Origin of the sequence: Novipirellula caenicola, from assembly GCF_039545035.1 — a bacterium.
Lineage (GTDB): Bacteria > Planctomycetota > Planctomycetia > Pirellulales > Pirellulaceae > Novipirellula > Novipirellula caenicola.
Genome location: NZ_BAABRO010000013.1, coordinates 109,666 through 123,401, shown reverse-complemented (window position 1 = coordinate 123,401; position 13,736 = coordinate 109,666). Strand labels below are relative to the sequence as shown.

Genomic DNA, 13,736 nt, shown 5'->3' with positions numbered 1-13,736 from the left:
CAGCGGCCGGGTCCCACGCACGACCCGGTGCCTTACGGCCCACGGCTCACCGTTGCGATTTGCATTTGGACTAAATCAACAGCCCGTCAACCGTTTCGAGGGCCACGCGCCATAGAACGAACGTCGCGAGATTTCCGCTACGCCAAAACCACACGCCCCGATCGTCGCCCATGAATTGGGCGAATCGAGCAAATGAATGGTGGCTTGTTTTAGCCCAAGCGTTTGGGGGTGGGGAATTCGAGGACAAATTTAGTTCCCCGGCCGATCTCGCTTTGCACGCTGATGCGGCCGCCGTGGGCCTCGATGATTTTACGTGCCGTTGGCAGTCCCAGTCCCGAGCCGCCTTCTTTGGTGCTGTAAAACGGCTCGAACATATGCAGCACGGTGTTGTCGTCCACGCCGCTGCCGGTATCGATTAAATCCAACGCGACCCCGGTGCGCGTCGGGTAGGTGCGTGCCCATATCTGGCCTCCCTCTTCCATTGCTTCCAACGCGTTTTTGACCAGATTCATCAACGCGGCTTGCAGCGAGTCGCTGTGCAACATGATCGCGGGCAGATCGGGGTCCAGGTATTTTTCGATGTCGATGTCGGCCGCATCCGCTTGCGCCTGGTAAGCCCGCAGTACGGTTTCGATCTGTTCGTTCAAACTGCCGGGGACAAGGTCGATGTCGCGGAGTCGCGCGTAGCGAAGGAAGTCACGCAGCAGGCCTTCCATGCGTTCGCATTGCTGGCGCACGATATCAACACGGTCCACCGAGCGGCGGCTGATCGGCGAGTCGATTTCCGCCAAATCCTCGCTCAACAAATCGATGTTCATGTGGATCACCGAGAGCGGGTTTTTGATTTCATGAGCAAGCGAACCGGCCAATTCCGCCAGCTCTTCGTACTGAGTCCGAATCGAATCGATTTGGGCAGCGTGTTCTTGGGCTGTCGTGTATTCTTGGGACGACATGAAGTGCATCGCTTCGAGTTTTGGATTTCGCGAGTGTGGTCGGTCGAGTTGAATCTCGGTTAAGATAAATAGTCTAACGCGATCCGATGCCAAACACGATGACGCTGGATAAAGATGACCACCCCACCCAGTGTAAACCCGTATGCCGCGACCATTGTCGATGATGAGGTCACGGTTTATGAGGATGAACTTGCTCAGCGAAAACCGTTTTCGTCGCTAAAGGTTTGCATCGATACAACCGTGATGATCGCGATCTCGGGCGGTTTGTTTGGTTGGACCCTCGTCGGCTTTTTCATGCTGTTCAGTTTGTTCACATCGCCTGGGATGTCGTCGGTATCGATGCTGGGGTCGCTGCTTGTCGGTACGCTGTTGTACTTTGGCGTCGGTGCGGTTTTGGCGTTGCTCGCCGCGATTCCGGTGGTGACGTTATCGGGATGGCTGCTTTCGCTGCGCGAGCCTCGCGTGCCGTGGACTCCCTACCGTATCCGGGTCTTTGGCAGCGTGACCGGGGCGCTTAGCGGATTCACGTGTTTGGCGATCCCGGCCCTGCTTTCCGGAGCGGTTGAGATGCTCGCTTTTTCACTGGTTCCGGCGGCATTTGCCGCCGCTGCGGTGCCGTTATTGCTATTTCGCACCGTCCGGCAATGTCGCGACGATTTGGATTGGCGAGTGATGCATGAAAATCGCGGCGGCACGGCAGCACCGTTTTCATTGCCCCCTGTCGATTCAGGCTTGGGAAAATTACCCTAAGGGGCGTCGCTCGAGGTTGCGGTGGCGGGCGAGCGATTCACGCTGCGACCGCTCACACAACCCGTGCTCTTGGTTTCTCACTCGTTTTCTCTGAAACAGATAAGTATGTCGACCGTTTCCACTGAAAAAAGCTCTGCGGACCCTTACTTCCAATCTCTGTTTGCCGACCGCATCGGCGGTGCGAACTACGGCAAAGACACCGAGATCTACAAGTTCGAAAAGATCAAACGAGCGAAACGCAAAGCGCTGGCGGAACACCCCGATCGAAAATTGTTGGACTTCGGGATCGGTGAAAACGATTCGATGGCTGACGAGTCGATTCGCAAAGTGATGAACGACGAAGTCAACAAGCCTGAAAACCGTGGCTATTCCGACAACGGCATCGCGGAATACAAGGAAGCGGCGGCGCGGTTCATGAAGCGGCATTTTGACGTCACGCTCGATCCGCAGACGCAAATCAATCACTGTATCGGCAGCAAGCCAGCCTATGCGATGTTGCCGGCGTGTTTCATCAATCCCGGCGACGTCACGTTGATGACCGTGCCCGGATACCCGGTCGCGGGAACTCACACCCGCTACTACGGCGGCGAAGTTTTCAAGCTGCCGCTATTGGCCGAAAACGGCTTCCTGCCCGATTTTGATGCTGTGCCTGATGACATCTATCGGCGAACCAAGTTGTTGGTGCTGAATTACCCCAACTCGCCCACCGGACGCACGACGACCCCCGAGTTTTATGAGAAGGTGGTCGCGCTGGCGAAAGAAAAAGAGTTCGTGGTCGTCCAAGATGCCGCGCACATCATGTTGACGTTTGACGGAAAACCCCTGAGTTTTCTGCAAACCCCCGGGGCGATGGATGTCGGCGTCGAAGTCCACTCGATGAGCAAGGGCTACGACATGATTGGTTGGCGAATGGGATTTGTGTGTGGTCACCCCCGCATCGTTTCCGCCTTTGCCGACGTCAAAGACAACAGCGACAGCGGTCAATTCATGGCGACTCAGAAGGCCGCTGCTGCTGCCTTGGACGACGATTCGATTCCCGAGCGAATCAACGCCAAGTACCGTCGCAGGCTTGAAAAATTGGTTGCGACGCTCAATGAGTGTGGTTTCGAGTGCGAGATGCCAGGCGGCACCTATTTCCTCTACACCAAAGCGCCCAGCGGAACAAAATCGGGCGAAACGTTTGCCAAGGCCGAGGATGCGACTCGCCACCTGATCGAGCAGTTCGGGATCGTCACCGTGCCTTGGGACGATGCCGGATCGTTCTTGCGATTCAGCGTCACCTACGTTGCTGGAACCGAAGCCGAAGAAGATGCATTGATGCAAGAGACCAAAAAACGGCTCGGCGACGCCGGTTTGGTTTGGAAGTAGTATTCCAGAATAATAGATACCGAAGCCGCAGAATCGTCATGATCTGCGGCATCGGTGCGATGAAAAAACGAAAAAAGCCACCGACATTGAAATGTGGGTGGCTTTTTCCGTTGATTCGTTTGCAGTCGATCGGGCTTGTTCGGGCGACGTGTTCGGCGCAGCCGGAAACGATCGACCTTGATCCGTAGCGGAGCAAGCCGTCCGGTCTAATTCGAACGTTTTACTCGCTGCAATCGGACGGCTTGCGCCATGCCGCTACCTAAAGTAGATGGCATTGGGCTAGCGCCGTCGGCTTGCAATGGGCAATCCGATCACACCAAGGTGATCGCTTTACGCTTTGGCGCCAGCAGCTTTGACGAGCTTGCTCAGACGGCTCTTGGTGCGTGCCGCTGCGTTGCGGTGGATTACGTTCTTGCTCGCAGCACGATCCAGCTTTTTGACTGCCAATCGGAAAGCCGCTTGTGCCTTTTCGCCATCGCCTGACTCAGCCGCTTCGCGGACGCTGCGGATGGTTGAACGCATGTTGCTCTTAATCGCACGGTTATGTACGCGTTGTTTTGCGTTTTGGCGAAGGCGTTTCTTTGAACTTTCGGTGTTTGGCATCTTCGGTTTATCGCGCTCTCGTGGGCGTCCATCATCGGAAAGAAGGGAATTGAAGGCTCGGTAGTATGCCAAGCTGTCTGCCATCTGTCCATAGTCAACTTTTCAGGTGAAAATCAAACTATGAACAGCATGGTGTATTTGATCGGTGCCGGCCCAGGCGATCCAGGGCTTTTGACGTTGCGGGGGGCGGAGCTCCTGTCTCGCTGTGACGTCGTTTTGTATGACGGGCTCAGCAACGTCGAACTGCTTTCGCATGCTCCTACCGCCGAGCACATTTGCGTCGGAAAGCATGGCCAGCAAAGGATTTGGCGTCAGGAAGAGATCATCGACGAGATGCTCAAGCACGCTCGTAACGGCCGCGTCGTCGCCCGGCTCAAAGGAGGGGATCCGGCGGTTTTTGCCCGCACGGCCGAAGAGGTTGATGCATTGTCCGAGGCGGGGATTTCTTATGAAATTGTTCCTGGAATCACCGCCGCCCTGGCCGCGGGATCGTACGCCGGAATCCCAATTACCCACCGAAAACTCGCTTCGGCGGTCGCGTTGGTGACCGGACACGAGGAACCGGGAAAGTCCGAGTCGGCGCTCGATTGGAACGCGCTGGCCCGTTTTCCAGGGACCCTGGTCATCTATATGGGGGTTACGACGGCAGAGGTGTGGACGCGATCGCTGATCGAAAATGGCAAGTCCCCCGACACGCCGGTGGCGATCGTTCGTCGCTGTAGCCACCATGACCAGCAAACGTTTCGCTGTCGTTTGGACGAGGTGGCGGACCGATTGAGCCCGGCCAACAAGATCCGCCCGCCCGTGATCGTGATCATCGGTCCAGTCGCGGAATTGACCGAAACGCGAAATTGGCTCGAGCAACGGCCGCTGTTTGGTCAAACCGTGCTCGTTACGCGGCCGATCGATCAAGCCGATGAACTCGCGAACCCGCTGCGTGACCTCGGCGCGACGGTGTTGGTTCAGCCCGCGATCCAGATCGGGCCACCCCAGGATTGGACGGCGGTGGACGCGGCGATCGAGTCGCTTGCCGATCAAGACTTGGTGATTTTCTGCAGCCGCAATGGTGTCCAGTACTTTTTGGATCGCGTGCTCGAATTAGGACACGACATGCGGTTGTTTGCTGGGACTCAGTTGGCATGTGTGGGAAAACAAACGGCTGCCGCGCTCGCCGAGTTCCATCTGCGTGCCGATCGGATTCCCCAAGATTTTCGTGCCGAATCGTTGGTCGATGAATTACGTGGTCATGTGTCGGGTAAACGCATCACCTTGGTTCGCGCCAGCCGCGGTCGCGACATTCTCGATGAATCACTCACTCGCGAGGGTGCCAATGTCACCCAGGTCGTGGCCTATTCGCACACCGATGTGACCACACCCGATCCCAAGATTTTGCAAGCAGCACAACAGGGGCGGATTGATTGGATCACGTTGACCAGCAGTGCTACCGCTGAAAGCGTGTATCGCATGTTGGGCGAATCGATGAAGCAGGCGAAGATTGCAAGTCTCAGCCCAATCACGTCGCAAACCGTGCGTGATCTCGGCTGTACGGTCACGTGCGAGGCGGATCCGTATACGATGGACTCGCTTGTCCAATCGCTGTTGAAGTTCAATTTATCTTAGTCTAGGGGAAGGCGAGTCGATGATTCCAAAGCCGTACAAGCAGATGCATAAGAGTTATCCCGAGTACATGCAGGCGTATGAATCGTTTGGCGAAGAGGCTCGGAACGCCGGTCCGTTGTCACCACGCGACGTGGCACTCGTCAAACTGGCGATCTCGCTGGGCGCTGGACTCGAAGGGGCCGCGCATTCACACACCCGCAAGGCACTCGAAGCCGGGTGTACGCCCGAGGAACTGCGTCACGTCGCGCTCGTCTCGGCCCCCACCATCGGTTTTCCGACGATGATGCGTGCTCGAACTTGGGTCGAAGATGTGCTGGAAAAGCACGACGAATCCGCGAGCTAGTTCATTGAATGCTTCGGACTGCGAACGATCGATTCAGCGGCTACTTGGGGTGGTACTGTGTGGCGGGCAATCGCTGCGTATGGGGCGTGACAAGGCGGCACTGGTCCACGCCGATGGCGTTTCTTTTTTGCAGCATGCGATCGATCGCCTATCGAATTTGTGTGACCGCGTCGTGGTCAGCGGACGCACGTCGATCGATCATTCCGTCGAAATGATCGAGGACCCGGTCACAAATCGTGGTCCGGCCACTGGAATCGCCGCGGCATTGCAGTACGCCGATCGTCATGGTTTCGCCGCATGTTTGGTGACGCCGGTGGATATGCCGCGGTTGACGGTGGATCATTTAAGCGGCTTGGTCGATGACTGGCAATCGGCAGACGAGATCACGGTGGCGGAATCCGATCGGGTGCAGCCGCTTGTTGGGATTTATCCCGTTCGCTTCGCGGATCCGCTGCAGCGGTTGGCTCAATCCGAGGATCGTAGTTTGTTTCGTTGGCTTGGTTTACAAGATCATCATCGTGTGACGTTGCCCACGAGTGATTGTCACAATGTTAATACCCCTGAAGATTTGACGGATGTCCGCTAAGAAATTTGCATTTGATTCGCCCGAGGAGGCGATTGCCGCGATCGCCGATCGATTGAAGGTTGTTGGGGGCGATGACGAGTGTCCGTCATGCCTCGGCCGCGTGTTGGCGAAACCGGTGACCGCCGATCGCGACAGCCCCGCTGCGGATGTTTCTGCGATGGATGGTTACGCAATCCGGTTGTCCGATCTGCGTCCCGGCGAAACAATCCCCGTCCACGGCGAAAGTGTCCCTGGTTCGCCTCCGCCGACGATGAACGCAGGCTCGCTCGTTCGTATCTTCACCGGGGCCATCGTTCCCGCCGCAGCCGACGCGGTGGTCAAACGCGAAGACACCGAGGAACTCGAAAACGCGATTCGCTTCCGCGACGTGGCGTTGTCGACCCAGGTGGGCGAGAACATCCGTCGCGCCGGTGAGAATGCAAAATCGGGTAGCACGGTGTTGCCCGCAGGCGTTTTGGTCAACGCCGCTCATCGTGCGACGATGGTCAATTTCGGTTGTTACCAAGCGAGCGTGTATTCGCCTGTCCGTGTTACTGTGATCACGACCGGTGATGAAGTCGGTGTGTTTGCCGATGAAGCTCCTCAGCCTTGGCAGCTTCGCAACAGCAACCAAGTGGCGCTCACGTCGCTAATCGAACCGAACCCGTGGATTGCCATTCAAGCGGTTCAGCATGCGCGGGACGATCGCGAAACGCTGCAGCAATCGTTGGCCGCAGCACTTGATCAATCCGACGCGATTCTGATGACTGGTGGCGTGTCGATGGGCGATTATGACTATGTGCCCGAGGTGGTCCGCGAGGTTGGCGGGGATGTGGTCTTTCATGGGCTGCCGATTCGTCCGGGCAAGCCGATTCTTGGGGCCGCAACCGGCGACGGAAAGTTGATCCTTGGTTTGCCTGGTAACCCGGTCAGCGCGGCGGTAGGGTGTCGCCGATTTGCGTTGCCGCTTTTGGCCAAACAAAGTGGGCAAACGGAGTGGTGTCCGCCGGCGATGCAGGTACGGCTACAAGCGGCAGGTTCGAAAACATTGCCGCTGCATTGGATGCGGATCGTCAAAATGGTTGCCGACGGCGTGGCTGAACCGGTTTTCAGCCAGGGCTCGGGAGACCTCGTGTCACTAGGACAAAGTTCCGGCTTTGTCGAGGTTCCCGTCGGCGAATCGGGGGAAGGACCATGGAGGTATTACCCGTGGTAGGCAAGCTACTGCCCCCGAATGTTGACTTGGCTGCGTGTGGGGTTCTGTGATGAACGACAATGTGAATCCGTATCAACCGGCTGCAACGTCACCGGACGCGGGCGACGCCGCACTCGCCGATGGCGATGTTCATTTTGCAGCAAGTCAATCACAGTTGCGATTTGCCGAGTCGCAGTACTTGCTGCGTCAACATTCGTTTCGCTTGTTCTTTGGTTCGCTTGCAATGATCGCGTGCAGCATGTTTGCGATCGCGTTGATCTTGTGGCGATTTCCGAATCCGTTCAGCTTTGTTGCCTCGCTCATCGGAGCGATGGTCGTTTCGAGTTGCCTGTATCTGGCGATGGTGCACCGCACCAAGATGAAGATTCGCGAGCAATTGCGAAGCCATGGCTTGGTGCAAGATTACCAGTGCACGATTCGTTTGGACCCCGATCAAGTGGTGCTGACGTCTCCGCTTGGGGTTTACGCATGGCGAAACGAGAACGTGAGGGTGTATCGGACTCGGAAAGGCGTGCTGTTGTGTCCGGAACCCTTGCTGTTTGTGTTTGTCCCCAAGACAAGTGATTTTGTCGACGCCAGTTACAACGAATTTCGCAAGCGACTGTTTGGTCGCAGTGCGACCCTTCCCTCTGCGTCACATGAAAATTCATAGTGCATTTTTGCACCGGAAATTAAATGTAGCGGAAGTCGTCAAGACTTTCGTGAATCGTCGAACAGGTCGAAACTCTTGGCGAGTTTCGCTACCCCAATGCCGACGAAACTCTTGACGAGTTCCGCTACGGAAAATGTCATCATCCACTAAGCGATGATGTCGCTTGCCACGTTACCGTGCACATCGGTCAGCCGGAAATCGCGACCGGCATATCGATAGGTCAACTGTTCGTGATTGAGTCCCAACAAGTGTAGGATCGTGGCGTGCCAATCATGGATATGGCACTTGTCTTGCACCGCCGCGTAACCGTGTTCGTCGGTTTCGCCGTAACTAAACCCTGCTTTGACGCCACCACCGGCCATCCATGTGGTGTAGCCCTTGTTGTTGTGATCGCGTCCGTCGCCGTTTTGAGCTGCGGGCGTTCGTCCGAACTCGCCACCCCAAATCACCAAGGTGTCTTTGAGCATGTCGCGTTGTTTCAAATCCTTCAGTAATCCGGCGATCGGTTTGTCGATTTCGTTACAGCGGTTTGGCAGGTCGTTGGAAAGGTTGGTGTGATGATCCCAACCGCCGTGGTTGATTTCAACAAATCGCACCCCTGATTCGACGAACCGTCGCGCCAGCAGACATTGGCGACCAAATCGTTCGGTGGCCCCGCCGTCGGCACCATACATTTTTAGCGTCGCATCGGATTCACCCGAGACGTCCATCAATTCGGGCAACGTGTCCTGCATCCGAAATGCCAATTCGTACGATTCGATGATGCCCTCGACACCCGGTTGGTATTCATCACGACGAAGCTTGTTGTGATTGAGCGACTGAATCAGATCGAGTTGTTTACGCTGTTGCGTGCTGGTGTAGCGAGAATTTTCGATGTCGGGCACTGCCGATCCGCCGCCTCCGAAACGTCGGGCCATTCCGCCACCGCCGCCGCGAACTCCGGCATTGATCGGCGTTCCGCCATAGATCGCCGGCAAAAACGCACTGCCGTAACTGTTCGATTGTCCCGCCGGAGCACTGAGTGAAATGAACCCCGGCATGCTGTCATTCTCGGTGCCCAAACCATAGAGCGTCCAAGCTCCAATCGAAGGACGCACGAACTGGGCCGTTCCCGTATGCATTTGAGTCTGCGCCGCCGGGTGAACGGGTTGGTCGCAGTGCATCGAGCGGATCAAGCAGAGGTCGTCTGCATGTTGAGCGACGCTGGGGAACAGGTCCGAGATCCACAGCCCGCTGTCGCCTCGCTGTTTGAAATCCCACTGCGAACCGAGCAGCTTACCGCCATAGCGGCCATTCTTGCCGTGGTCAGCATTCAATTGAGGCTTGTAATCAAACGTGTCAACGTGCGAGGGCGCTCCGGTCATGCAAAGAAAGATGACTCGTTTTGCCTTGGCTGGAAAATGAGGCGGTTTCGGTGACAGTGGGTTTTCGTTCGCGGTCGGTGTTTTGGCATTCGCCATGCTCGACAAACCGGCAAAAGCCAAGTAGCCAAAACCCGCTGAAACGCTTTGCAGTGCGGCACGCCGCGAAAAGAGATGGGTCATCGGATTGCCCTGTGAACGGTTGAATTGTGAAGAAGAAACGGATGTCAGATCGATTGCCCTGTTCAAATTTTCCGTAGCGGAAGTCGTCAAGACTTTCGTTGCGTTGCTGGATCCTGCTGTAGCGGAAGTCGTCAAGACTTTCGTTGCGTGGTTGGATCCTGGTGTAGCGGAAGTCGTCAAGACTTTCGCCGGTTTAGTCGCGTGAACCAACACTCACGCGTGAATTCCACGACTCCATAAAATTCCTTTGAACAAGTGCATGGGATTGGATTGCTAGTCCAGATAGCGAAACTCGGCTGATGCGATCAGCGATTGGCAAATGGCGGATACTTTTTTCATCGCACGTGAATTCGCCAATCCGGCTACCGGAAATTCGTCGGCAAACGCGAGGATCGTCGAGATTTCTGAATCATCGGGCTCGCGACTGTATAGCGAACGGAACAAGTGCCGAATTTGTTCTTCCGGATTTCGGCTGCTCGAGAGCACACGTTCCGCCAACGCATCGGATTGCTGCATCACAAACGGATTGTTCATCATGAACAGCGATTGATTCGGAGTGCTGGACGTTTCACGTTGCCCGACAATCATGCTCGGTTCGGCGAAATCAAATACTTCCAACACGCGAGGCTCTTCGCCACGCACGATTGGTAGGTAGACGCTGCGGAACGTCGCATCATTCATGTCAAGTCGATCGCCTCCGCTGCGGCGGTTTGCGAGTGTTTGACGAAAGAGCATTTGCTGCAATTCGGGGCGTGATTGCAGCATGCGTTGGCGATTCATCGGCCCATCGCTCATCATGTCCATGGCCATGTCGCGACTGCTAATGAATTGAGCCGGATTGAACAGATTGCCGTCACGGACTCGCATGTATCCCGCCTTGGCCACTTCGGACGCCCGAGGACGATCGAGCTGCAAATTACCCGATGCAAACAGGATTGCATCTCGAATTGCTTCCGCATCCAATCGTCGTGGTGTCGCACGCCATAGCAATTCGTTGTCGGGATCCTTTTCGAAGCTGGCTTGGTCGAATTCCGTGCTCATGCGATAGACACGTGACGTCGCGATTTCGCGGACCATCGATTTGATCGACCATCCCGAATCGACGAACTTGATCGCCAGCGCATCGAGCAGTTCCGGGTGCGTGGGGGCTTGGCCGGTCGCACCAAAGTTTTCAGTCGATCGAACAATGCCGTGGCCGATCAAGTGTTGCCAAATTCGGTTCACCATCACGCGAGCGGTCAGCGGGTTGTCGTCGCTGGAAATCCAACGAGCCAGTTCAAGTCGTCCGCTCGATTGCGGCGAGATCTTCGGCGTGTCATCCTCGCGAAGCACACTGGGGAATCCACGAGGGACCATCTGCGCGGGCTGAGCGACTTCACCACGGACCAACACGCGAACATCACGCGGGTCCTCGCTTTCTTGCACCCCCATGCAATAGGTGATCGGGTTGCCCTGTGCATCCACACCACCGATGATGGTCGACAACGTTTCGGCGCGTGTTTGCAGCCGGATGAAATTCTGAATGGCGTTCACTGCGTTGCCATCGTTCTGCCGACGATTGCGACGGTACTCAATCAGTTGTTGCAGCGTTTCATCGAGTTCGCGATTCAGGTCGGCCAATTCATCCACCGGGATCCGCCGGTCGAACTCATTCGGGTCGTCGATCGGCAATCGCAACAAGTTACTCGAGTTGCGATTTTGCACGCCGGCAATGTTTCCGTACTTGGATGCGGGCGTTCCGAAAAAGACCGTGGTGTTGTAAAAGATCCCGGCCAACGCGTAGTAGTCGGTTTGCGGAATCGGATCAAATTTGTGGTCATGACAGCGAGCACAAGCGACCGACATGCCCAAGATCGCCCGCGTCGTGGTGTCGATTTGTTCGTCGACGAGGTCGGCGGTGAATTGAGTTCGATTTTGCTCGGCCAGACTCTTGGGACCAATCGCTAGGAAACCAGTTGCCACCAAGTTCTCGGCCCACTGCGAATCCGAATCGACCGGCAGCAGATCGCCAGCAATTTGTTCTTGCAAAAATCGATCGTACGGTTTGTCTTCGTTGAACGAATCGATCACGTAGTCTCGATATCGCCACGCATGCGGAAAGGTCGTGTTGATTTCGCGACCGTTGGATTCGGCGTAGCGAACGACGTCCAACCAATGCCGTCCCCAACGCTCGCCAAACTGCGGTTTTTCGAGCAGTTGGTCGACGACATGGGCGATCGCTTTATCCGGATCGCGGTCGTAGTACTTTTGGAAATATTCAATCTGAGCAATGCTCGGCGGCAATCCAATCAAATCAAAGCAGAGTCGACGCAGAATTTGATGCGGCTCGGCGTCCAGCGCGGGCGTCATCGACGATGCTTCGAGTTTCGCCAGCACGAAGGGGTCGAGGTCGCTGCGTGACCAGTCGCGATTTTCTACTGCGGGGATCGCCGGTGAAGCCGGTTTTTTGTAAGCCCAAAATTCGTTCTTGGCCTGCTCGATATCGTCGTCGGTGATTTGAGTCTTCAGCACCGAAGGGGCGGTGGTGCGAGGATCAGGAGCTCCCATTTCAATCCAAGTGCGAAAGTCATCGATCACGCTTTGCGACAACTTGCGTTTGGGCGGCATCTGAAAATCTTGATGCAGGATCGCGCTATACAGCAGGCTCTCGTCCAAGTCGCCGGGCACAACGGCGGGACCACTGTTTCCGCCGATGGCCGTTAATTCTTGCGTGTCTAGCCGCAGCCCCCCTTTGGCGTTGCCGGTTTGTGTGGAATGGCATCCATAGCATTCTTTGACCAGCACCGGGCGGATTTTGGTCTCAAAGAAGTTGATCTTTTCTTGTGAGAGTGCTTCCTGAGCTGACCCGCGAGATTGCGAAAAACAGATCGCGACGCACATCAATAGCGAGCAGGTGGCGGTTCGACGCATCGTTAGAGAGCCATGGTTGTGAGAAGAAGAGCGGGACGCTCGGTGTCACTGCGACACTCTGCCCCCAAATCGTGCCTGATCGTTCAAACCCCAACGAAAAACGAACAGACCGTCGCCTATCCGAAATTTTCAAAGAATTGGCAGTAACATGCAAACAAAAAAACAGCCGCACTTGGAAGCCAAGTGCGGCTGTTTCGTGTAACCGAAGAAAAAGGGGACGGCTTTGGGATTAGAATTTGCGAAGTTGGATGTTCTTGAATTCAGCCCACATCGGTTTGCCCGCGTGCAATTGCAATCCGATCACGCCCGAGCTGAGCGCCAATTCAGGGTGCTCGTCTGTGAAATCCAAAACAAGCTTGCCATTGAGGTAGTGTTTGATGTTGTTGCCTTTGGCGACGATGACAACGTCGTTCCAGTCGTCGACTTTCATCAATTCTTTGAAGCCGGCTTGATCGATCAACGTGTTGTCGAGCACTTTTTTGCCGTCTTTGGTCCAGACCGCTTTTTCGCCAACCAAGCAGATACGGCCACGCTTGCCACGTTCATCGTAAATGAACGAAGGCACGTTGGGAAAGTTTTCTTCGTTGCGAAGTTCGTGTTGGTAGCCTTTCAGGACCCAGTCATTGCCAACGCCTTTGCCCGACAAGTGTTGCGAGCGGTACTGGATGCCTGAGTTATTTGCTGCGGTACAGCGGAAGGTGACGTGAAGTTCAAAATCGGACAGTTCGCCGCCTTGCCAGATCAAGAAGGTGTTGCCCTTGGCAACATTTTCAGGAGTGGTTTCGCCATGGATCACGCCATCTTTGACCGACCACAATCGCGGATCGCCGTCCCATCCTTCGAGGTTCGAACCATTGAACAGCGAGGTAAGTTCAGCAGCGTCTGCGGATGCCTGTTTCGTGGGTTCATCCGCGACAGCAACGCAGGCAACCAGACCGAGGCAAAGTGAAAGGGACAATCGGATCATCCAGGGAGCTCCAAGAGGAATTTAAGGGGGGAAAGGTTAGGGTTAGGGATCGAATTATGACTCGACCGTCGCCAAACCTCAAACCATCCTGGCACCGATTTGCCAAGTTTTTATCGGATTCATCGCCTCAAAACAGCCCCGGTTCGGCAATTCGCACCCGCGGTGACGCCGCGATATTTTGAATCGTTTGTCCCACCGGCTCGGAGGCTTGGAGTATGATTTTATCCAATCCGACTCCCCAAATT

Annotated in this window: 12 protein-coding genes; 7 read left to right on the top strand and 5 right to left on the bottom strand. The window is 55.7% G+C overall.

From position 1 onward, the window contains the following. Positions 1-209: 209 nt before the first annotated feature. Entirely contained in the window at positions 210-953 is a 744-nt protein-coding gene (locus ABEA92_RS22220; protein ID WP_345686305.1) for a sensor histidine kinase, read from the bottom strand. Between the two features lie 114 nt (positions 954-1,067). Between ABEA92_RS22220 and ABEA92_RS22215 the strand changes: the two genes are divergently transcribed. Both ABEA92_RS22215 and ABEA92_RS22210 read left to right on the top strand, forming a co-directional pair. Beyond that, positions 1,068-1,703 (top strand): hypothetical protein, encoded by a 636-nt coding sequence (locus tag ABEA92_RS22215; RefSeq protein WP_345686303.1) that lies wholly within the window; start codon positions 1,068-1,070, stop codon positions 1,701-1,703. A 105-nt stretch (positions 1,704-1,808) separates the two neighbouring features. Further along, positions 1,809-3,071 (top strand): LL-diaminopimelate aminotransferase, encoded by a 1,263-nt coding sequence (locus ABEA92_RS22210; protein ID WP_345686301.1) that lies wholly within the window; start codon positions 1,809-1,811, stop codon positions 3,069-3,071. Positions 3,072-3,401: 330 nt separating this feature from the next. On the opposite strand, the gene rpsT is transcribed toward ABEA92_RS22210, so the two are convergent. Further along, positions 3,402-3,674, bottom strand: a complete 273-nt coding sequence (rpsT, locus tag ABEA92_RS22205; protein WP_008690500.1) for a 30S ribosomal protein S20 — start codon at positions 3,672-3,674, stop codon at positions 3,402-3,404. A 120-nt stretch (positions 3,675-3,794) separates the two neighbouring features. Here rpsT and cobA point away from each other — a divergent pair, with 120 nt between their 5' ends. Genes cobA through ABEA92_RS22180 form a run of 5 tightly spaced genes read left to right on the top strand, consistent with a single transcriptional unit; the run spans position 3,795 to position 8,070 of the window. Further along, positions 3,795-5,294 carry a uroporphyrinogen-III C-methyltransferase gene (cobA, locus tag ABEA92_RS22200; RefSeq protein ID WP_345686296.1) on the top strand — a complete coding sequence of 500 codons (1,500 nt, stop codon included), beginning with the start codon at positions 3,795-3,797 and terminating at the stop codon, positions 5,292-5,294. Between the two features lie 19 nt (positions 5,295-5,313). Continuing rightward, positions 5,314-5,637, top strand: coding sequence for a carboxymuconolactone decarboxylase family protein (locus ABEA92_RS22195; protein WP_345686294.1), 324 nt, complete (start codon positions 5,314-5,316; stop codon positions 5,635-5,637). Between the two features lie 4 nt (positions 5,638-5,641). Then, positions 5,642-6,223 (top strand): molybdenum cofactor guanylyltransferase, encoded by a 582-nt coding sequence (locus tag ABEA92_RS22190; protein ID WP_345686292.1) that lies wholly within the window; start codon positions 5,642-5,644, stop codon positions 6,221-6,223. Beyond that, positions 6,213-7,418, top strand: a complete 1,206-nt coding sequence (locus ABEA92_RS22185) for a molybdopterin molybdotransferase MoeA (RefSeq protein ID WP_345686290.1) — start codon at positions 6,213-6,215, stop codon at positions 7,416-7,418. Before ABEA92_RS22190 ends, ABEA92_RS22185 begins: the two co-directional genes overlap by 11 nt. Before the next feature lie 49 nt (positions 7,419-7,467). After that, a complete protein-coding gene (locus ABEA92_RS22180; RefSeq protein WP_345686288.1) occupies positions 7,468-8,070 on the top strand; it encodes a hypothetical protein in 603 nt (200 codons plus the stop codon). Positions 8,071-8,216: 146 nt separating this feature from the next. Here ABEA92_RS22180 and ABEA92_RS22175 read toward each other — a convergent pair whose 3' ends face one another. The 3 genes from ABEA92_RS22175 to ABEA92_RS22165 all read right to left on the bottom strand — a co-directional run bounded on the left by ABEA92_RS22175 (position 8,217) and on the right by ABEA92_RS22165 (position 13,491). Beyond that, positions 8,217-9,614: a DUF1501 domain-containing protein gene (locus ABEA92_RS22175; protein ID WP_345686286.1), complete on the bottom strand. Its 1,398-nt coding sequence runs from the start codon at positions 9,612-9,614 to the stop codon at positions 8,217-8,219. Positions 9,615-9,887: 273 nt separating this feature from the next. Further along, positions 9,888-12,524: a PSD1 and planctomycete cytochrome C domain-containing protein gene (locus ABEA92_RS22170; RefSeq protein WP_345686284.1), complete on the bottom strand. Its 2,637-nt coding sequence runs from the start codon at positions 12,522-12,524 to the stop codon at positions 9,888-9,890. Between the two features lie 229 nt (positions 12,525-12,753). Continuing rightward, positions 12,754-13,491, bottom strand: coding sequence for a 3-keto-disaccharide hydrolase (locus ABEA92_RS22165; protein WP_345686282.1), 738 nt, complete (start codon positions 13,489-13,491; stop codon positions 12,754-12,756). Positions 13,492-13,736: the final 245 nt, after the last annotated feature.